Source organism: Streptococcus dentiloxodontae, assembly GCF_053206925.1.
Window position 1 is genome coordinate 38,144 of record NZ_JBRUHR010000011.1, and the last position, 20,752, is coordinate 58,895.

Genomic DNA, 20,752 nt, shown 5'->3' on the forward strand with positions numbered 1-20,752 from the left:
ATATTATGACAGCAAATCAACTAACATTTGAACATATTTGTTTTAAGTATAAAGAAAATACTGAGCAGTTATTTACCAATCTTGATGTGACAATGTATACAGGTCAGGTAGTTGGTATTTTAGGAGCTTCAGGATCTGGTAAGACAACCCTAACAGAAATACTGCTGGGAAAGCTAAAACCAACCTGCCATCAATTTCGAATTTTAGAAAATGGTAAGCCTATTACGGGTGATTCTAAAGCCTGGTCTTATGTTCCGCAAAAAAATCTTCTGCGCGATTATCTTAAGGTATCAGAGTCTTTTGCTTTTTATGCAGATCATCATTTAAAAGGTGTCAGCAAAAAAGAAAAGAAGCAGCGCATTGCTCTTATCATGGAAGATTTAGGACTGACGCCTTTTGCAAATAAAAAGGTATCAGAGCTGTCTGGAGGTCAGCAGCGACGGGTTTCTATTGGAATAGAGCTGCTTAGTCCCAGTCCCTATTTCATTTTAGATGAACCCTCATCGGGCTTAGATGCTCTTAGTGATCGCAATCTTTTACGAACCTTGAAAATATTGGCTCAGTCTGCCAATAAGGCAATTGTTGTTATTACCCATAATACAGAAAACTTATCTATTTTTGATAAGATTATCTTTTTATCAAAAGGACGTCCGACCTTTGTTGGGACATATGAGCAGTTGCTTTTGGATTATAAAACCAGTGATCGTTACATGATTCGCAAATACATGGATATGAATATTGCTGAAGTTTATCAGGAGCTCAATGCTTCAACAAGAATTTACAAGATTTAGGGAGACTTATGAAAGCAGCGTTACGGCTTAGTTGGTACAAATTTAAGCACCATTATATGGATTTTATTAAGGTTCTTCTGGGAATTTTAGTCTTTGAAGGACTTATTCTCTATATTCAGGATAAGGGATTTCTCAAGGATTTTGAAACAACCCGTATGGCTTTGTTTCTTCTGCTTTTTTCGACAAGTCTTTTGATTGTTGTTCAAAACAGTATTTACATTTCAAGAGAGCGGGCTATCTTGAATCGGGATTTTTTCTCGGGGCTTAGTCGTTCAGCTTTTGCTCTAGCCAGCCTTCTTATTCATAGTTTTTTTGCTTTGCTTGAAACGTTTGTTTTTATTGTTGGTTTTGCTGGACTTAATCATCTTTTTGATAAGGAACTGCCAAGCAGCGGTCACATTATGTCAGCTTATCTTTCTGAATTAGGAGTGACTGTTCTTCTAGTGTTTTTAGCTTCGCATTTTATCGCTCTGCTGATATCTGCTATTGTAGGAAAATCAGAAATTACCTCGGTTATCTTAGCGGTTGTAGTTGGCATTATGCAGTTTTCTTTGTCAGGAACCATCCTTCAGCTGCCAAAGGCAATTGACTGGATTCAAAATGCTATCTATTTGGGATATGGACATAAGCTTGCCGGCGTCTCAACAAATCTGACTGATTTTCCTTCTAGTTTGGCTGCTTTTGGAGTCACTTTGACAAAAGAGGAACTTTCCTTATTCAAATCCTCTCATAGCGAATTTTTAGGGCAATGGCTGGCACTTTTGCTTCATTGTCTAGTTTATGCTCTGCTATTTTTCATCAGTATACAGAAAAAGGAGAATTAAATGAGTAAACGTGAGGAATGGCTGATTGATTTTCAGGTTAGAAACGGACGTAAGCCAAATGTGCAGGAAATAACTGCTGCAGAAGAAAATGGTTATGATTTTGACCTATCAGACCTCTCTGCTAAATCTGGATGGATGTCTAAGATTGGCTTAGGCGGTATTCGTTTTGGCTGGTTTATGCTGCTGGAAATTTTTTTGCTGCTGCTTATAGCTATTTTGGGGTATATGGTAGGCTACTTGTTCTTGTAGGAGGCTGTAATGAAAAATATTAAACATAAAAAGTTTTTAGGTCTCGCTTTGATTGTCTTTTTGATTTTTCTGGTTCTGGGTAAATACACACAAAGTAGAGCTTGGACATCATCCGCTGTCTATGCGACAACGGTTACTGATAATGAAACGGGTCAAGAAGTTCGTTTTGAAGTTCGTAAAGTTGATGATGGCTATGAGGTTACTAATACCGAAACGGGTGAGGTTTATAAGGCTGATGCTCAAGAAGACGCCGGTCGTTCTAAGAGCTTTAAGTTATCGGATGAAAATGGCGAGGATCAAGGGACTATTGTAGTAACAGATAGTATAGTTCCTTGGGGAGAAGCTGATGTCAAAATGGTTGATTCAGAACAATATACTCAAGTAGAGGGAAGTTCTGAAGTAACAGAATCTAGTAGTACGGATGAGTCTCCCTCAAGCGAGGAATCCAGTTCGTCAGAAAACTCAGCTAAAAGTGTTATTCAAGACATTGTAGATGGCTCAAGTACTTCTTCGGATACTTCATCTTCTTCTAGCACCTCAAGCTCATCTTCATCAGATACAACAGAGTCTTCCTCAAAGACCTCTTATTCAAGTGAAGAGGCCCAAACTGATAAAGACGGTACTACTGAAACAACTGTTTCGGCTGACTACTCAATAGAAGATTTGCAAAAAATCTCAGATGAATTTGCTGAGTGGCTTTATGATTCAGATTATGCTAAAAATGCGGTGCTGGTTAAGGGCAGTTTTGACGAAATTACGTCAAATGGTTCAGGGAATCCTCTGTTTCTGACTTTCAAGGCACCATCAGAAAATAAAGGCAAGAAAACTCCGGTACTTGCAGGTCTACTTAATGCCGATGGTTTTGATTCGCTGTCAGCCATCAAAAAAGGCACTGTTGAAGGAGAGGAAGTCAATAATAAGGACTTTATTGCTTATAAGGACAGCTTTGACTTGACCGTTTTAGGTATAGATAAGTCAAGTGCAGATGTTGACGATTACAATCCAACGACTTCTTTTCGGATTTATACTTTAAAGGATAAGAAGCATGCCTACTATGAAGATACTGTTGATGAACAAAATGCTCTTTTCAAAAAATTTTCAAGTAAGGAAAAGATTGGTACCCATCATTATGGCTATGATAAGCTATATGGTAAATTGGTTAACCAAGATGCTAAATCTTATCAAATTGTCCTTGCTTCAAATGGTCTGGTTTATTATGTCACCAATTATTGGATAGGAAAATATGATAAGTCAGATGTTCAAACTTACAAAGAGGCTCCTAAGGATATGCAAAAAGCTTATCAGAAGCTCTTAAAAAAATATGCTGGAGAGGATTGATTAAACCCAAACATGTGTGCAGTTAAGTGCTTATTTCATGTTTTGGGGTATCTCTAACCAGAATACTATTAAAAGTAATAGTTAGTCCAAGCCTTGGCTTGGTTTTTTTGTCTGCATTAATTTGTTATTTCTAGCAATAAAGTCTGATGTGTTATAATGAAAGAAGTTAATTGTCAGTTGTTGTGAGAGCCTCTTTATGCAGCTGGCAGCCACTCATATTTGATAGAAGGATATCTATGAAACTCTTATATACCGAAATGACACAGGATATGACAGCTATCCTAGCTAAAGAAGCTCAACAATTTGCCCAAGAGGGCAAGCGTGTTTTTTACATAGCTCCCAATTCACTCTCTTTTGAAAAAGAGCGAAGTGTGCTTTCTTACTTAGAGCAAGAGGCTTCTTTTGATATCATCGTCACGCGCTTTACTCAGATGGCTCGGTATTTTGTGCTGAATGCTGTCAACCCTAAAAGTCAGCTGGATGATACTGGTCTGGCGATGATGTTTTATAAGGTGCTGTCGCGTTTTTCGGATACGGATCTCAAGGTTTACGGACGTTTGCGTAAGGACAGCCATTTTATTAATCAGCTGGTGGAACTCTATAAAGAACTCAAAACAGCTCATATGACTGTGCTTGATTTGAACTATTTAGATGAGTCGGAAAAGCAAGCCGATTTGATTAAGATCTTTTTGGCGGTTAATGAGCTGCTGCAAGAAGGAAATTTTGATAATCAAACTCAATTGGCTTTTTTTGCCCAGCAGATTGAAGCAGCTTATCTGGATAAGGTTTTAGCTGAGACGGTTATCGTTATTGATGGTTTTACCCGATTTTCTGCAGAAGAAGACTATCTGCTTAATTTGCTTGATGCCAAATGCCATCAAATTATTATTGGGACTTATATCAGCCAAAAGGCCTATCGTTCAAATATCCTTTATGGGAACATTTATCAAGCTTCCAGCGATTTTTTGCATACTTTGGCTAATCGCTTCGCGGTCAAACCAGAATTCATTGCGATTGAAGATAGAAAAGAAAACACCTTTTCGCGCCTGACGCGTCTGCTTGAGAGCCGGCATGATTTCAGTCAAACAGACTTGGTACTGACAGAATCCGATAAACAGGCTGTGCAGATCTGGGATGTTATCAATCAGAAGGAAGAAGCAGCCCAAACAGCTAAAGCTATTCGTCAGCTTTTGGCGGATGGTGTGCGTTATAAGGACATTTTGGTTCTTCTGGGAGATGTGGATTCTTATCAGCTGCAGATTGGTAAGATTTTTGATAAATTTGCTATTCCTTATTATTTTGCTAAAGCAGAATCAATGTCGACTCATCCGCTGATAAATTTTGTGGAGTCTCTGGAACGTGTTAAACGTTATCATTACCGTGCAGAAGATGTTATGAACTTGCTGAAGTCAGGGCTTTATGGAAATCTTTCTCAGAAAGATATTGATCATTTTGAACACTATGTAACTTATGCTGATATCAAAGGACGTCGTAAATTTACACAGGATTTTACGGCAGCAAATGGTCAAAAATATGATTTGGTACAGCTCAATAAATGGCGGGCACAGCTTATGGAACCTCTGGATCAATTACTGAGCCTGCGGCCTCAAAAAGGGCATAATCTGCTTAAAAAGCTCAGCCATTTTTTAGAAGCAGTCAGACTGCCTCAAAATATGGCGCTTCTAACACAGGGAGCAAGCGATACGGAATTGGACAAACACGAGCAGGTTTGGAAAGCTTTTTCTCACATTTTGGAGCAGCTGCAGCTGATTTTTGGAGAGGAAAGGCTTAAGATTGATGAGTTTTTAGCTCTTCTGCGTTCTGGTATGTTGGCGGCAGAATACCGTACAGTTCCAGCAACTGTGGATGTGGTCAGAGTCAAATCCTATGATTTGGTAGAGCCTCACAGTGCAAAATATGTCTTTGCCTTGGGCATGACTCAGTCACATTTTCCCAAAATCACTCAGAATAAGAGTCTAATTTCAGATGAAGAGCGCAGCCGTATTAACGAAGCCGCAGGAGAGCAGTCTCGTTTTGATCTGGTCAGCAAGGAAAATGTTAAGAAAAACCATTTCATGGCTTTATCTCTTTTTAATGCTGCCACGAAACGTTTAATCTTATCCCTTCCGCAGCTGCTTAACGAAACTGAGGATGATATGTCTGTCTACCTTAAAGAATTGCTGGATTTGGGTGTTCCCTTGATTGATAAGGGGCGAAATCGTTTTGATGCCCGATCAGATAATATTGGCAATTATAAGGATCTTTTATCAACAGTTGTTGCTATTAATCGTGGCGATATGGATAGTCAGCTAGATAAAGAAAGTCAGACATTTTGGTCAGTTGCGGTGCGGTATCTGCGCAAGCGTTTGGAGAAGGAAGGTGTTTTAATACCGCACCTCTTAGATGATGCTGTCACTAGAGAGGTCTCTCCTGAGGTTATGCGCATAAAGTTCCCTGATGAAGAACTGCTTCCATTGTCTGCTTCAGCTTTGACGGCTTTTTACAATAATCAGTATCTCTATTTCTTGCAGTATGTCCTTGGGTTGCAGCAGTTAGAAAGCATCCATCCGGATGCACGTCAGCATGGTATTTATTTGCACCGCGTTTTTGAACGTTTGATGGCTGATAATTCGTCAGCGAATTTTGATACCAAATTAGACCAAGCGATTGCAAAAACCAATCATGAAAAAAACTTTGCCCTGCTTTATGAGGAAAATCAGGAAAGCTTGCTGTCACGTCATATTTTAGAAGATATTGCCCGCTCTACTGCAACGGTTCTGAGGGACAATGCTGCTGTTACAACGGAAAATCAAGAAGCTAGATTTGATTTGCTTTTTGAAAATACGGTTAAGGTGACAGGAATTATTGACCGAGTAGATCGTCTGCGTGACGGTAGTATTGGAGTTGTTGATTACAAGTCAGGCAAAACTGTCTTTGATATTCAAAAATTCTATAATGGACTGAGTCCGCAGCTGGTGACTTATTTGGAAGCGCTGCGTCAAGATTATCAGCTGGATATCAGCCAATTGTTTGGGGCTATGTATTTACATATGCAGGAGCCGCGCATTGATTTATCAAAAGTGGCTGGATTAGATAAGATTTTGACACAGGCACACAGCAGCCTGACTTATAAGGGTCTCTTTTTGGAGACCGAAAAAGAACATCTGGCAGCTGGAAGTTATAGTTTGCGTGATTCAGTTTATGATAAAGCAGAGCTTGAGACCTTGTTAACTCATAACCTTAATTTATTTACCCAAGCGGCCAAAACCATTAGAAGCGGCGCTTTTCTTATCAATCCTTATACAGAGGACGGTGAGAGTGTGCAAGGCGAGCAGCTTAAGGCTATTACGCATTTTGAGGCAGACCGCCATATGGGACAGGCCAGAAAATTAGTACGCCTTCCCAAAAAAGGAAAGAAAGATGCGTTTTTAGCGCTGATGAATGATGCAGGAAAGGAGAACTGAGATGCCTGTTAGAGCATTTTTAACAAAAGAGGAAATTCAAGATCGCATTGCCCAAGAAGCGGCTTCTGATAAGCCTCGTAAGCTGACGGCTGAACAAATTGAAGCTATCTACAGCAGCGGCAATAATATCTTGGTGTCTGCTTCTGCCGGTTCAGGGAAGACTTTTGTAATGGTTGAACGTATTTTGGATATGATTAGCCGAGGGGTCAGTATTGAACAGCTTTTCATTTCGACTTTCACCGTTAAGGCAGCCGGAGAACTTCGCGAACGCTTGGAAAAACGTTTGATGGAAGCGTTAAGTCAGGCTGATAGAAATGAGGATAGGCTGTTTTTATCTGATCAGCTGAATCAGCTGGCGACAGCTGATATTGGTACGATGGATGCCTTCACACAAAAATTGGTCAGTCAGTACGGTTATCTTTTAGGGATTTCCCCCATTTTTCGTATTATGCAGGATAAGTCTGAGCAGGATATTCTTAAAAACGAAGTTTTTGCAGACTTATTTGAAGATTACATGCAAGGGGAAGATTTTAAATGTTTTCAAGACTTGGTCTGCCAATTTGCTGGGAATCGTAAGGATTCCAAGGCATTTCGTTCTGCTGTTTATAAGGTATATGCCTTTAGTCAGGCGACAGCAGATCCTGAAAAATGGCTGAGCCAAACTTTTTTGAAAGCCCATGAGTCATGGACAAACTATGATGCCCTACCAGACAGCATGATTGAGACTTTTCTGGACAGTATGGCTGATACTGCCAGTCAGCTGCGTGAACTGACAGACAGTCCAGACTATGTTCAAACGAAAAAGGATGGCAAACCCACTGCTGTTTATAGCAAGCATCTTAAGATGATTGAAAAGCTGACAGAATGGTCAGTGGATTTTGCAGCACTTTATGGACGTGACAGATTGGGGCAGCTGGCCAGCGATGTCGCCTCTCTTATACCGTCTGGCAGTGATGTGACGGTTAATAAGATAAAGTATCCTATTTTTAGAAAACTTCAGGCTCAATTGGTTGGGCTTAAACACTTGGATATTATCTTTAAATACCAAAGCAGAGCATTGCCGATTTTGAGACTTATGCGAGACTTTGTAGGGGATTTTTCAGACCAGTACCTTCAGGCTAAAATTCAGGAAAATGCTTTTGAGTTTTCAGATATTGCACATTTTGCCATTCGTATTTTGGAGGAAAATCCTGATGTTGCTGAGCATTTTCAAAACAAATACCATGAAGTTATGGTAGATGAATATCAGGATAATAACCATACACAAGAGCGTATGTTAGAACTTCTGTCAAATGGTCATAACCGTTTTATGGTGGGAGATATCAAGCAGTCCATTTATCGTTTTCGTCAGGCGGATCCGCAGATTTTTAACAGCAAGTTTAAAGAGTATCAGGCAGACCCGTCAGCTGGTAAATTAATTCTGCTTAAGGAAAATTTTCGCAGTCGCTCAGGAGTATTGGCTGCTACCAATGGTGTTTTCCAGCATTTGATGGACGAGGAAGTCGGAGATATTCGCTATGATAAAACACATTTTTTGCTAGCTGGAAGTTCAGCTCAAAAAGAAGCTGATCCGAAAGATAAGACAGAGGTCTTGATTTATAACACAGATGAGACGGCTGTTGCTGATGATGAGCAAATGGCAGCTATCAGCCGAGGGGAGATTGATTTAGTTGCTAAGGAAATTATTAGGCTGCATAATGAGCAGCAAGTTCCTTTTTCTGATATCACTCTTTTGGTTTCTTCACGAACGCGAAATGATGCTTTGCTGACAGCTTTTGAGACTTATGGTATTCCAGTCGTATCTGATGGCGGTGAGAGTAATTATCTCAAGTCATTAGAAGTTATGATTATGTTAGATACTCTGCGGGTCATTAATAACCCTCTAAATGATTACGCGTTGGTTGCTCTTTTACGTTCGGCTATGTTTGGTTTTGACGAGGACGATTTGACACGTCTGTCCTTGCAGGCTAAAAACGGTGAACTTTACGATAAGCTGTGCTTGGCTCAGACAGGAAACGGCCTGCATCCGGAACTTCTAACCCAGCCTTTGGCTCAAAAACTGACCGCTTTTATGGAAACCTTTCAGGAGTGGCGTACTTTTTCGAAAATGCATGCGCTCTATGACTTGATTTGGAAGATTTACAATGACCGTTTCTATTATGATTATGTGGGAGCTCTGCCCAGAGCAGAGCAGCGCCAAGCCAATCTTTATGCCCTAGCTTTGCGTGCCAATAATTTTGAAAAAACAGGTTTCAAGGGCTTGTCACGGTTTATCCGCATGATTGATAAGATTTTGGACAGTCAAAACGATTTGGCGGATGTAGAGGTTGCCCTGCCTAAAAATGCGGTGCAGCTCATGACCATTCATAAATCCAAAGGTTTGGAGTTTAAGTATGTCTTTGTTCTTAATATAGATAAGACTTTCAGTATGGAAGATATTCGCTCAAAACTTATTATCAGCAGAAAAAACGGTATTGGTGTCAAATACTTAGCAGACATGAAAGAAGAATTTGACACAGAATTGCCAAAAGTTCAGGTGAACATGGATACACTGCCTTACCAGATTAACCGGCGTGAGTTAAAATTAGCAACGCTTTCTGAACAAATGCGTCTGCTCTATGTTGCCATGACCCGAGCTGAAAAGAAACTTTACTTGGTTGGCAAAGGCAGCAAAGACAAGCTGACGGATAAGTTTGACGGACGGTCTGACAATGGGCGTTTACCAGCCAGTGCCCGTGAAAACATGACTTCCTTCCAAGATTGGCTTTTAGCCTTGTCCGCTGCCTTTTCTGATAAGGCTTTGCAGTACAGTTTGCGTTTTGTTGAGTCCTCTGAAGTAACAGCTGATCAGATTGGCCGTTTAGAGACTTCAGATGTTATTCAGACAGATGATTTGACCGACAACCGTCAAACTAAGGATATCAAACGCGCCCTTACTATCCTTGAAAGTGTCGAAGAACTTAATCAATTATACAGCCCAGCTATTAACCTGCCATCTGTTCGTACCCCTAGTCAGATTAAGGCTTTTTATGAGCCAGTCATGAACGCAGACGGGGTTGAGATTATGGATAATGCTAGCGCAAAAACCAAAGTGGGCTCAACAGAGTTTCGCCTGCCGGATTTTAACAGAAAACCTGCTGTTACGGCTGCCGCTGTCGGAACGGCTGTTCATGAACTAATGCAGCGTCTAGAAATTAGTGATAAAGTTACAAAAAAAGCCGTTATGGAAGCCTTGTCCGCTGTTCAGGCAGATGATGATATTAAAGCTAAGATTGATGTTGATAAAATTTTAGCTTTCTTTGCGACAGATCTTGGTCAGCTGATTCAGGCAAATAGAGATAAGCTAAAACGCGAAGCTCCATTTGCTATGCTAAAGGAGGATTTTGTTAGTCAAGAAAAAAGTGTTTTCCGTGGAATTATTGACGGTTATCTTTTGTTTGAAGATCGTATCCTTCTTTTTGATTACAAGACAGATAAATTTACAAACAGTCAGATTATAAAGGAACGTTATCAAGCTCAGATGGCACTTTATGCTGAAGCTCTAAGCAAATCGTATCAGATTCAGCAAATTGATAAATATCTTATTCTGCTTGGGGGCGACAGCCTAGAAGTAGTTGCTCTTTAAGCTTTTATCTAACAGATATTAGATGGACAAATACTCACCCCTCTGAAATTTAGTTTCAGAGGGGTGCTTTGCTATTTTCTAAGATAATAAAGGTAAAATCCAGTTGACCCAAGCCCAGGAAATAGGCATGGCTAAAATCATAGAAGGAATCATATCAGCTGTGGGAAACTGGCGCAGTTTCATAATGCGAAAGCCTGTAGCCAGCATGAGAAAACCACCGCAGGCCTTGAAATCGCCAATCATAGCATCAGTTGTTAAGGGAAGTATAAATCCTGCACTGAAAAAAAGAGCAGCGAAGATTAGAAATTGCGGAATGGCAATCATAGAAACAATATAACCCAAACTGCAAGAGAAGATCATGGCGGTGAAAAAATCTAAAACTGATTTGGAAATCAGAGTTGAAGCATCGCCTGTCATACCGGATTCTAAGCTCCCGTAAATGCCGGTTCCGCTGGCACAAAAAAGAACGATTACTGTCAAGAGCTGGGCATAAAATTCGTCATGTGCCAAACCTGTTGATTTACTAGGGGTCAATTTAGACAGTCCTTTTTCCATAAGGCCGGCACCTTTATTAATCAAATGGCCAAATTTAAGAACCAGTCCCAGCGCTGTTCCAATGACAACTGAAAAGATAACCGCAGGCATGTAAACCATATTAGTAATGGCTGTTATTCCCATTCCCATAGAAGCTAAGCCAAAAATAAGATTGAGATTCTCCTTGAAATCTTCCTTGAGGTAGTCTCCAAATAATCCTCCTGCAATACCGCCTAGAATAATAGAAAGTGAGTTGATAATAACACCGGTTGGCATGCCATTCTCCTTTACATTTTTGCCTTATTTTATTTTAACAGGATAAAAAGGGATTTCAAGTTTATTTTAAGAATTATTTTAAGAAAAAATAATCAAGCATTTTTGAAATGAGACCCCTGTCTGTTCTCACTAGAGAGTATCAGCAGATAGGATGATAAAACGAAGCTGATAAACAACCTTCTAACCTGATAACTGCAACTGAAGTGAGATTTTGGCTTGCAAGAGGCATTGCTATTTAAACGATAACAAGTGCTGGCTAATAATTAGAAAAATATTATAATTATGATGGCTATTTTTTTGACATTGATTTAGGTCAGTGATACAATACTTAAAAGTATATAATGAAATGGAGAAGATGCATATGATTCATTTTGATCATGTAACCAAGCGTTACGAGGATAAGGATGCTTTGTCTGATTTGCAGCTGGATATTAAAAATGGTGAGATTTTTGGGCTCATTGGTCACAATGGAGCCGGCAAGACAACGACTATTTCTATTTTAACTTCTATTATTGAAGCGACTTACGGCGAGGTTTATGTAGATGATTTAGCTTTAAGTCAGAACCGTGATACCATTAAGAAAAAGATTGCATACGTACCGGATTCACCAGATATTTTTCTCAATCTAACGGCTAATGACTATTGGCATTTCTTAGCTAATGTCTATGATTTGGATATTCAAAAGACTGAGGAGCGCCTAGAGCATTTGATGGCAACTTTTGAGATGTCCAACAACCGCTATGAATTGATTTCCTCTTTTTCGCATGGTATGCGGCAAAAAGCAATTGTTATCGGGGCGCTTTTGATTAATCCGACGATTTGGGTTTTAGATGAACCTTTGACAGGACTGGACCCTCAAGCTGCCTTTGACTTGAAAGAAGCTATGAAAAAGCATGCTCAGGCGGGGAATACTGTCATCTTTTCAACTCATGTACTCAGCGTTGCAGAACAATTATGTGACCGCATTGCTATTCTCAAAAAAGGGAAGCTCATTTTTGTAGGGACTTTAGCAGATCTCAAAAGTCAGCATCCAGACAAGGATTTAGAAACAATCTATCTGGAAATGGCTGGGCGAAAAGCCGAGGAGGTTTAGATATGAATTGGCGTCATGTTTGGGAATTGAGCAAAGTCAATCTCCTTTATTCTAACCCCAGCACCTTGACACAGATAGTCAAGAAGCAGGAAAAGAAACCTAAGGAACAATTTTCTCCTATTAGATCTATGTTTTTGCAGCAGCTGCTGATGGCTGGCTTCTTTTCACTGATTTATATCTTAATGTTTGGTTTTATTGATTTTCGTCAGTATCCAGGCATATTCAGCACTTATGTTGCGACTTTCGCAGTTATGAGTATCATGCAGTTTTTTACAGCTCTTTACAGTATTTTTTATGAAAGTAAGGATAGCCAGCATTATCTGCCTCTGCCGGTAAGCTCAAGAGAAGTCTATTTAGCTAAGATCTTATCTTCTATTACGACAGGTGTGGTTTTTCTCATGCCGATTCTTAGTCTTTTTGGTATTGCTTATTGGCAGATTTTAGGCGGGCCGCTAGGATTTCTGCCCATGATTTTGAATTTTCTGGTGATTTTTGTGACGGTGGTCATTTTTGCAACAGCTGTAACGAGCCTTTTAGGTGGTTTGATCATTAAAAGTTCTCGCCGAAAGTTCTATTCAACAGCTATTATGGTTGCCTCTTATGTGTTTATCATGGTTCCTATTTTCTTGATGAATGCGATTGGCAACGGAGCAAGTGATGGTTCCGCATTAGATCGCCCCTTGCTGCCTTATACTAGAGGTTTTTATGATATAGTAGTTGCTCCTTTTTCTGTAAATGCAGGGCTGAATTTCTATTTACCTCTTTTAGTGGCATTAGGTATGGCCATTTGGCTTTACAAGGTCAGAATGCCCCGCTATTTTCAAGAGGCCTTTTACAGTAAAAAAACTAGGAAAACAAAGACAAAAGCGGTTAATCGCAACTTGCGGCAAACCTTGATACGTCACCACTTGTCTACGTTGGGAAATCCTACGCTTATTATAAATACCTTTTTATTCCCTCTGCTTTATGTTGCTACTCTTGGCGGACTAGGAGGTATTGTTTCAAAACTTGATGCAGACTTCTTTGGAATTGCTCTTTGTACTGGAGCACTCTTTGGAACTTTTTCAGCTCATCCAATGAGTTTTTTGGCAGTGGGGGCTTCCTTGGAGGGAAATAATTTTTATTTTATTGAGAGTCTGCCTCTCAATAGCAGGGATTACCTCAGGCAGAAGTTTTGGCTGTTTTACAGCCTTCAGGTTGGTCTGCCTATCATCTTTTATAGCTTGATTTCTTTGTGGTTTGGCTTCAATTTTATATTGGCAATCAGTTTTATGGTTGGTTTTGCTGCAGTTGTTTATCTTTTAGGCGGTTATTTCTTTGAAAGAGACTTGCGTCTCTTTGAACCTAATTGGCAGGAAATCACTCAGCTTTTTAACCGCAGCAGCGGGAATTGGATTTTTTTCATTGCTGTATTTGGTGCTATGATTTTAGGGACGCCTGTGATTATCTGTGCTGTTCTATTAAGTGCTGTCTTTGGAAGTTTTGTTGTCAGTACTGCTATGGCTATTATTCTCCTTATCGGGGGATTGCTCTACTATATCTTGGCTGACAGAAAACGTTGGCAGCGAATCGGAACTAAACCGTGCTAAGTCACGGTTTTTTTTGTATAATAAAGATTATGAAACGAAATTTTGATACGGTAAAACGTCTAGTGATTAAAATCGGAACCAGCTCTCTGGTGCTTCCGACAGGAAAAATTAATCTGGAAAAAATTGACAAACTAGCCTTTGTTATCTCAAGTTTGATGAATAAGGGTAAGGAAGTTGTTCTGGTCTCATCAGGTGCTATGGGGTTTGGCCTAGATGTGCTGCATTTGGACAAACGCCCTTCTGAAATATCGCAGCAGCAAGCTGTGTCTAGTGTTGGTCAGGTTGCCATGATGAGCCTCTACTCGCAAATCTTCTCCCATTATCAGACCAATGTCTCCCAGATTTTACTCACTCGAGATGTGGTAGAGTTTCCTGAAAGCTTGGAAAATGTTACCAATGCTTTTGAGAGCTTGCTTACTTTGGGAATTGTTCCCATTGTTAATGAAAATGATGCCATTAGCGTAGATGAGATGGATCACACAACCAAGTTTGGAGACAATGACCGTCTATCAGCGACAGTTGCTAATATTGTCAAGGCTGACCTGCTCATTATGCTATCAGACATTGATGGCCTCTTTGATAAAAATCCAACAATTTACGACGATGCTGTTTTATACAGTCATGTTCCAGAAATTACGGAAAAAATTCTTGCTTCCGCGGGCGGTGTAGGCAGCAAATTTGGGACAGGCGGTATGCTAAGCAAAATCAAGTCAGCTCAGATGGTTTTTGACAATAAAGGACAAATGGTATTGATGAATGGAGCAAATCCGCGTGATATCCTGCGTTTATTAGATGGCAAAAATCTGGGCACTCTCTTTAAGCAAAATTAAAACTGAAAGGAAGTAAAAAGATGACTTATATTGAAACCTTGGGACAAGCAGCTAAACAGGCTTCGCAAGAGCTGATTAATCTTTCAACTGCAGAGAAAAATTCCCTGCTGCGCTTGATTGCTAAGCGGCTGGTGTCTGAGACAGCTTTTATTATCGCTGAAAATGCTAAAGATATTACTAATGCTAAAGAAAATGGTATTTCTGATATCATGATTGATCGCTTGTTCTTATCTGCTGAACGTATTGAAGGAATTGCTGAGGGAGTCCGCCAAGTGGCAGACCTTCAGGATCCTATTGGACAAGTCGTGCGCGGCTACACGAATCTTGATGGCCTTAATATTGTTCAAAAGCGGGTACCAATCGGTGTTGTCGCTATGATTTTTGAAAGCCGTCCAAATGTGTCTGTTGATGCTTTTAGTCTGGCTTTCAAAACCAACAATGCTATTATTTTACGCGGCGGACGTGATGCCCTTAATTCCAACAAAGCCTTGGTTGCCGTTGTTCGTCAGGCGCTTTCAGATGGCGGGCTCAACCCGAACATTGTACAGCTCGTAGAAGATACCTCCCATGAGATAGCCGAGGAGCTCATGCAGGCAACTGATTATGTAGACCTTCTTATTCCTCGTGGCGGCGCTCGCCTCATTCAGACCGTCAAAGAGAAGTCGAAGGTTCCTGTTATTGAAACGGGGGTGGGCAACTGCCATATTTATGTTGACGAGGCTGCCGACTTAGACATGGCACTTAAGATAGTCATCAATGCTAAAACCTCCCGCCCAAGTGTCTGCAATGCGGCAGAGTCTTTAGTTGTTCATGAAAAAATAGCAGAGCTCTTCTTGCCAAAATTAGAAGCAGCTATTGCTGAAGTTCATCCTGTCGAATTTCGTGCTGATGAAGCTGCGCTAGCCATTTTCAAAAAAGCTAAATTAGCAAAAGAAGAAGACTTCGCGACAGAATTTTTGGACTATATCCTATCTGTTAAAGTCGTTTCCTCTGCTGATGAAGCTATCAAATGGATTAATCGCTACACGACTCACCATTCCGAAGCTATCATAACTCAGGACATTACAAAAGCCCAGCGTTTTCAAGATCTTGTGGACGCAGCAGCAGTCTACGTCAATGCCTCAACCCGTTTTACCGATGGCTTTGTCTTTGGATTGGGAGCAGAAATTGGGATTTCTACTCAGAAAATGCACGCCCGAGGCCCAATGGGCTTAGAAGCTTTAACCTCAACAAAATACTATATCAATGGTGATGGCCAGATTAGGTGATATTAAAAAGCTGGGGAATCTTCCAGCTTTTTTACTGTATAAGGATGGTCAGCCCATTTTGACTTTGGTTTTTAAAGACAGTCTTTCCTACTTGTGGTATAATAAAAGTTATGACAAAAGATTTTCATCATATCACAGTTCTGCTGCATGAAACCGTTGATATGCTTGACGTTAAGTCAGATGGTATCTATGTGGATGCCACACTTGGCGGAGCGGGACATAGTGAATACCTTCTCTCAAAACTAGGGTCAAAGGGGCATTTATATGCCTTTGATCAAGACCAAAAGGCTATTGACAATGCACAAATCCGTCTAAAAAATTATATAGATAAAGGACAAGTAACCTTCATCAAGGATAACTTCAGGCATCTGGCCTTGCGTTTGGCTGATTATGGTGTGACTGAGATTGATGGGATTTTATATGATCTTGGAGTATCCAGTCCGCAGCTGGATGAGCGGGAGCGCGGTTTTTCTTACCAAAAAGATGCTCCGCTGGATATGCGTATGAACGAAGAAGCCCGCTTAACTGCTTATGATGTGGTTAATACTTATGCTTACAAAGACTTGGTTAGTATTTTTTTCAAGTATGGTGAGGATAAATTTTCCAAACAAATTGCCCGCAGAATTGAGCAGGTTCGCAGCCAAAAACCGATTGAAACGACAAAGGAGCTGGCAGAAATCATCAAATCTGCCAAGCCTGCCAAAGAATTAAAGAAAAAGGGGCACCCTGCCAAACAGATTTTTCAAGCCATTCGCATTGAGGTCAATGACGAATTAGGAGCTGCAGACGAATCTATTCAGCAGGCTTTGGATCTGCTTGCAGTTGGCGGACGTATTTCTGTCATTACCTTTCACTCGCTGGAAGATCGTTTGACCAAACAGCTGTTTAAAAAAGCCAGCACAGTTGATGTGCCCAAAGGGCTCCCTTTTATCCCAGAAGAATTGCAGCCCAAATTTGAGCAGGTCAGCCGCAAGCCCATTCTTCCCAGCAAAGAGGAATTGGAAATGAATAATCGTGCGCATTCAGCCAAGCTGCGTGTTGCTAGAAAAATTAGGGAATAACTATGACTGATAATAAGGAAAACAAAGCAGTAAACCGTGCCTTGCAGCGTCATATCAGACAATTGTCACGCATGGAAAAGGCCTTTTACGGGGCTATTATTTTGACGGCTATTATCATGAGTGTTGCTATCGTCTATCTGCAAGGACGCAACCAAGAAGTTAAACAGCAAATTACATCACTTAACAGCAAGATCAGTGATGAAAAAGCAGAGCTCAATAATGCTAAACAGGAAGTCAATGAATTGACTAACTCTGAACGCATTAAGGAAATTGCTTCCAAGGCTGGTTTGACTATTAATAATGACAATATTCAAAATGTGGAGTAGTGGATGAAAAGCCTCAGAAATCTTAAAAATCGTTTTTTGAATTACGTGGTTAAAGACAGGCGAAATCCTGCTCAAAACCGAGAACGTGTTGGACAGAATCTTATGCTGCTCAGCATTTTTATCTTTTTTGTTTTTATCATAAACTTTGTCATTATCATTGGAACAGACAGTAAGTTTGGCGTAGATTTATCTGAGCAAGCTTCTAAGTCTTACAAAACGACAACGACTGTAGCAGCTAAGCGCGGTACCATCTACGATCGTAACGGAAATGTATTGGCAGAAGATTCAACAACCTATTCTATCTATGCTATCGTCTCTAAGACTTATGTATCTGCTGATAATGAGAAACTCTATGTTCAGGAATCCCAGTATGATAAGGTTGCTCAAATTCTAAATGAAAAACTGGGAATTGATACTCAGGAGGCTTTGAAGCAGCTCAAAACAGAGGGAGCCTATCAGGTTTCTTTTGGGGCCAATGGGCAAGGGCTTTCTTATACAAAAAGGCTTGATTTAGAAAAAGCATTTAAAGATGCAGGTATCAAGGGAATGGCTTTTGAATCAACCACTTCTCGTATGTACCCCAATGGTATTTTTGCCTCTGAATTTTTAGGTCTTGCTCAGCCCGTTGAAAATAAAGACGGTTCTCGTTCCCTTGTAGGACAATCGGGTCTGGAAGCCTCAATGAATACCATTTTGACAGGAAAAGACGGAAAGGCTACTTATGAAAAGGATCAAAGCGGTAATACCCTTCTGGGAACTGAAACAGTAACCAAGGATGCAGTTGATGGTCAGGATGTCTATACAACCCTTTCTGCACCGCTTCAAACCTATCTGGAAACTCAGATGGATGCTTTTATGACCGCTTCTGGCGGAACCTATGCCTCAGCTACCCTTGTTAATGCGCAGACCGGTGAGATTTTAGCAACTTCTCAGCGCCCGACCTACAATGCAGATACTTTAGAAGGCATGTCCACTGATGGCTATTCTTGGACCAATATGCTTTATGAAAATCAGTATGAACCTGGTTCAACGATGAAGGTTATGCTTTTAGCATCAGCTATTGACAATGGCACTTTCAATGCCTCAGAGACTTTCAGCAATGCTAACGGTCTGGCTATTGAAGACACTACTGTCAATGACTGGGGGATAAATGAAGGCGTCTCAACGGGGCAGACCATGACCTTTGCACAGGGTTTTGCCTATTCAAGTAATGTTGGAATGACCTTGCTTGAACAAAAAATGGGGGATACAGCCTGGTCTAATTATCTCTCCCTCTTTAAATTTGGGCTGCCAACTCGTTTTGGAATGGACGGAGAATCTTCAGGTGTTCTGTCTGATAATGCGGTAAATATCGCCATGTCAGCTTTCGGACAGGGGATTTCAGTTACCCAAGCACAGATGTTACGTGCCTTTACTGCCATTTCGAATGACGGGGAGATGCTGGAGCCGCAGTTTGTAACTCAGATTGCTGATACGACTAATGGCACTGTGCGTTCGGCCTCTTCGGAAGTTATTGGCAATCCTGTTTCAGCTTCTGCAGCTGAGCAAACACGTAATTATATGGTGACAGTCGGTACAGATCCTTATTATGGAACCATGTATTCTAAAACTGACGGTGGTCCAATCATTCAGGTTGGTGATTATAATATTGCCGTCAAATCAGGTACCGCCCAAATTGCAGACACCGCTAATGGCGGTTATCTGGAAGGAGCACACGACTACATTTATTCGGTAGTTGCTATGGTACCAGCGGAAAATCCTAAATATATTATGTATGTTACTCTGCAGCAACCAGAACAATGGAGCAACTCTTATTATGCAACAGTTGTGACTCCTGTTCTTGAAGAAGCTATGTCCATGGGGGATACTTTGACAACATCAGTTAAAGATACTACTTCAAGTAAAACTAAGGAGACGAAATATACGACGGGAGATATTATTGGCAAAAACCCTGGTGATGTTTCAACTACCTTACGTCAAAACCTCGTTCATCCGATTGTTTTGGGAACCGGTGGTAAGATTAAGAAAGTATCAGTTGCTTCTGATGAGAATTTGTCAGCCAATCAGCAAATCTTGATTCTAACCAACGATTTGACAGTGCTCCCAGATATGTATGGCTGGACAAAGGAAAATGTCAAGACTTTTGCAGACTGGACAGGAATTAAGATTACATACAAAGGTAACAAATCAAAAACAGTTACCCAGCAATCGGTCAAAGCAGGCACGAAACTGAGCGATACCGATTCTATTACGATTACATTAGGAGACTAAAATGACTTTAAGTCTAATCGCAGGCGTGGTCTCATTTCTTTTGACAGTTATAGCCATGCCGCACTTTATTACTTATTATAAACTCAAAAAAATTGGCGGTCAGCAGATGCATGAAGATGTTAAGCAGCATCTGGAAAAAGCTGGAACTCCGACAATGGGAGGAACAGTCTTTCTGACTGTTGCTATCATCGTATCAGTTCTTTTTAGCTTTATAGAATCATTTGGAATAGGGGCAAAGCCCTACGGGGCTACAATTGGGATTCTTTTTGTTATCCTTATTTACGGTGTTATTGGCTTTCTTGACGACTTTCTCAAGATTTTCAGGCAGATCAATGAAGGTCTAAAGCCTTGGCAAAAGATGAGTCTACAAATTATTGCAGGTCTGATTTTCTATTTTGTTCATGTTCGCCCCAGTGGAACAGATTTTCTGTCTATCGGTGGGCTTAACATTCATCTAGGTGTCTTTTATGTCTTGTTTGTTCTTTTCTGGATTGTTGGCTTTTCAAATGCAGTTAACTTAACAGATGGGATTGATGGTCTAGCCTCCATTTCAGTTGTGATTAGTCTTATAGCCTATGGCATCATTGCCTATATGAAGAGAGAATTTGATATTCTGCTTTTAATCGTTATTATGATTGGCGCTCTTCTTGGTTTCTTTGTCTTTAATCATAAGCCAGCCAAAGTTTTCATGGGAGATGTTGGTTCTTTGTCCTTAGGGGCAATGTTGGCGGCCATTTCCATTGCCTTGCGGGTTGAATGGACACTTCTTCTCATTGGCATTGTTTACGTTCTTGAGACGGCTTCTGTGATGCTGCAGGTAACTTATTTTAAATACACAAAGAGAAAATATGGGGAAGGCCGTCGTATTTTTCGTATGACACCTTTTCATCATCATTTGGAATTAGGCGGACTGACTCTCAAAAAAGCAGGAGCTAAGTGGTCTGAATGGAAAGTTGATGCTTTTCTTTGGACTGTTGGTGCTGTTATGAGCATCATTACCCTTTTGATCATTTGGAATAATCTCTGATGATAGAGTGTTTTTAACATAAAAATAAAATCCTAATTATTATAGTTGGAATACTTTTTAGGCTCTTTGTCAACTGTAGTGGGTGACTTATAACTAAGCACGAGAGAGAATCAGATTGGTTCTCTCTCTTTGCATGTTCAAAGCGATAAGAATTTTAGTTTTAAAGTTTTTGAAGTTTCGAAAGCC

At 40.4% G+C, this 20,752-nt stretch carries 15 protein-coding genes; 14 read left to right on the plus strand and 1 reads right to left on the minus strand.

Going from position 1 to position 20,752, the window contains the following annotated elements; genetic code table 11:
* Positions 1 to 2: 2 nt before the first annotated feature.
* The 6 genes from ACVRZ8_RS06760 to addA all read left to right on the plus strand — a co-directional run bounded on the left by ACVRZ8_RS06760 (position 3) and on the right by addA (position 10,291).
* Positions 3 to 791 carry an ATP-binding cassette domain-containing protein gene (locus tag ACVRZ8_RS06760; RefSeq protein WP_447448574.1) on the plus strand — a complete coding sequence of 263 codons (789 nt, stop codon included), beginning with the start codon at positions 3 to 5 and terminating at the stop codon, positions 789 to 791.
* Between the two features lie 8 nt (positions 792 to 799).
* Positions 800 to 1,615 carry an ABC transporter permease gene (locus ACVRZ8_RS06765; protein ID WP_447448557.1) on the plus strand — a complete coding sequence of 272 codons (816 nt, stop codon included), beginning with the start codon at positions 800 to 802 and terminating at the stop codon, positions 1,613 to 1,615.
* On the plus strand, positions 1,616 to 1,864 hold the full coding sequence (locus ACVRZ8_RS06770; RefSeq protein ID WP_447448558.1) for a hypothetical protein: 249 nt from the start codon (positions 1,616 to 1,618) through the stop codon (positions 1,862 to 1,864).
* Between the two features lie 9 nt (positions 1,865 to 1,873).
* On the plus strand, positions 1,874 to 3,202 hold the full coding sequence (locus ACVRZ8_RS06775) for a DUF6287 domain-containing protein (RefSeq protein WP_447448559.1): 1,329 nt from the start codon (positions 1,874 to 1,876) through the stop codon (positions 3,200 to 3,202).
* Between the two features lie 236 nt (positions 3,203 to 3,438).
* Positions 3,439 to 6,666, plus strand: coding sequence for an ATP-dependent nuclease subunit B (rexB, locus tag ACVRZ8_RS06780; protein ID WP_447448560.1), 3,228 nt, complete (start codon positions 3,439 to 3,441; stop codon positions 6,664 to 6,666).
* A gap of 1 nt (position 6,667) precedes the next feature.
* Complete coding sequence (gene addA, locus ACVRZ8_RS06785; protein WP_447448561.1) at positions 6,668 to 10,291, plus strand: helicase-exonuclease AddAB subunit AddA; 3,624 nt, start codon at positions 6,668 to 6,670, stop codon at positions 10,289 to 10,291.
* A gap of 78 nt (positions 10,292 to 10,369) precedes the next feature.
* Here the strand turns inward: addA and ACVRZ8_RS06790 are convergent, their stop codons facing one another.
* On the minus strand, positions 10,370 to 11,101 hold the full coding sequence (locus tag ACVRZ8_RS06790) for a DUF554 domain-containing protein (RefSeq protein ID WP_447448562.1): 732 nt from the start codon (positions 11,099 to 11,101) through the stop codon (positions 10,370 to 10,372).
* A gap of 361 nt (positions 11,102 to 11,462) precedes the next feature.
* On the opposite strand from ACVRZ8_RS06790, the gene ACVRZ8_RS06795 reads away from it, so the two are divergent.
* The 8 genes from ACVRZ8_RS06795 to mraY all read left to right on the plus strand — a co-directional run bounded on the left by ACVRZ8_RS06795 (position 11,463) and on the right by mraY (position 20,566).
* Positions 11,463 to 12,194 carry an ABC transporter ATP-binding protein gene (locus tag ACVRZ8_RS06795; protein ID WP_447448563.1) on the plus strand — a complete coding sequence of 244 codons (732 nt, stop codon included), beginning with the start codon at positions 11,463 to 11,465 and terminating at the stop codon, positions 12,192 to 12,194.
* 2 nt (positions 12,195 to 12,196) lie between these two features.
* The gene (locus tag ACVRZ8_RS06800; protein ID WP_447448564.1) at positions 12,197 to 13,783 is read left to right on the plus strand and encodes an ABC transporter permease; all 1,587 of its coding nucleotides are present in this window, start codon (positions 12,197 to 12,199) and stop codon (positions 13,781 to 13,783) included.
* Between the two features lie 29 nt (positions 13,784 to 13,812).
* Positions 13,813 to 14,613, plus strand: coding sequence for a glutamate 5-kinase (proB, locus tag ACVRZ8_RS06805; protein WP_447448565.1), 801 nt, complete (start codon positions 13,813 to 13,815; stop codon positions 14,611 to 14,613).
* A 20-nt stretch (positions 14,614 to 14,633) separates the two neighbouring features.
* Positions 14,634 to 15,881 carry a glutamate-5-semialdehyde dehydrogenase gene (locus ACVRZ8_RS06810; protein ID WP_447448566.1) on the plus strand — a complete coding sequence of 416 codons (1,248 nt, stop codon included), beginning with the start codon at positions 14,634 to 14,636 and terminating at the stop codon, positions 15,879 to 15,881.
* Between the two features lie 110 nt (positions 15,882 to 15,991).
* Positions 15,992 to 16,942: a 16S rRNA (cytosine(1402)-N(4))-methyltransferase RsmH gene (gene rsmH / locus ACVRZ8_RS06815; protein ID WP_447448567.1), complete on the plus strand. Its 951-nt coding sequence runs from the start codon at positions 15,992 to 15,994 to the stop codon at positions 16,940 to 16,942.
* Between the two features lie 2 nt (positions 16,943 to 16,944).
* Positions 16,945 to 17,268, plus strand: coding sequence for a cell division protein FtsL (gene ftsL / locus ACVRZ8_RS06820; protein WP_447448568.1), 324 nt, complete (start codon positions 16,945 to 16,947; stop codon positions 17,266 to 17,268).
* 3 nt (positions 17,269 to 17,271) lie between these two features.
* Positions 17,272 to 19,539 carry a penicillin-binding protein PBP2X gene (gene pbp2x, locus ACVRZ8_RS06825; protein ID WP_447448569.1) on the plus strand — a complete coding sequence of 756 codons (2,268 nt, stop codon included), beginning with the start codon at positions 17,272 to 17,274 and terminating at the stop codon, positions 19,537 to 19,539.
* 1 nt (position 19,540) lies between these two features.
* Positions 19,541 to 20,566, plus strand: coding sequence for a phospho-N-acetylmuramoyl-pentapeptide-transferase (mraY, locus tag ACVRZ8_RS06830; RefSeq protein WP_447448570.1), 1,026 nt, complete (start codon positions 19,541 to 19,543; stop codon positions 20,564 to 20,566).
* The last annotated feature ends 186 nt before the right edge of the window (positions 20,567 to 20,752 follow it).

Excerpts from the sequence above, each read along its gene's own strand:
- ACVRZ8_RS06795 (WP_447448563.1), top strand. The coding sequence starts at position 11,463 with ATGATTCATTTTGATCATGTAACCAAGCGTTACGAGGATAAGGATGCT.
- ACVRZ8_RS06810 (WP_447448566.1), top strand. The coding sequence starts at position 14,634 with ATGACTTATATTGAAACCTTGGGACAAGCAGCTAAACAGGCTTCGCAA.
- ftsL (WP_447448568.1), top strand. The coding sequence starts at position 16,945 with ATGACTGATAATAAGGAAAACAAAGCAGTAAACCGTGCCTTGCAGCGT.
- addA (WP_447448561.1), top strand. The coding sequence starts at position 6,668 with ATGCCTGTTAGAGCATTTTTAACAAAAGAGGAAATTCAAGATCGCATT.
- proB (WP_447448565.1), top strand. The coding sequence starts at position 13,813 with ATGAAACGAAATTTTGATACGGTAAAACGTCTAGTGATTAAAATCGGA.
- ACVRZ8_RS06800 (WP_447448564.1), top strand. The coding sequence starts at position 12,197 with ATGAATTGGCGTCATGTTTGGGAATTGAGCAAAGTCAATCTCCTTTAT.
- pbp2x (WP_447448569.1), top strand. The coding sequence starts at position 17,272 with ATGAAAAGCCTCAGAAATCTTAAAAATCGTTTTTTGAATTACGTGGTT.
- rexB (WP_447448560.1), top strand. The coding sequence starts at position 3,439 with ATGAAACTCTTATATACCGAAATGACACAGGATATGACAGCTATCCTA.
- ACVRZ8_RS06765 (WP_447448557.1), top strand. The coding sequence starts at position 800 with ATGAAAGCAGCGTTACGGCTTAGTTGGTACAAATTTAAGCACCATTAT.
- mraY (WP_447448570.1), top strand. The coding sequence starts at position 19,541 with ATGACTTTAAGTCTAATCGCAGGCGTGGTCTCATTTCTTTTGACAGTT.
- rsmH (WP_447448567.1), top strand. The coding sequence starts at position 15,992 with ATGACAAAAGATTTTCATCATATCACAGTTCTGCTGCATGAAACCGTT.
- ACVRZ8_RS06790 (WP_447448562.1), bottom strand. The coding sequence starts at position 11,101 with ATGCCAACCGGTGTTATTATCAACTCACTTTCTATTATTCTAGGCGGT.
- ACVRZ8_RS06770 (WP_447448558.1), top strand. The coding sequence starts at position 1,616 with ATGAGTAAACGTGAGGAATGGCTGATTGATTTTCAGGTTAGAAACGGA.
- ACVRZ8_RS06775 (WP_447448559.1), top strand. The coding sequence starts at position 1,874 with ATGAAAAATATTAAACATAAAAAGTTTTTAGGTCTCGCTTTGATTGTC.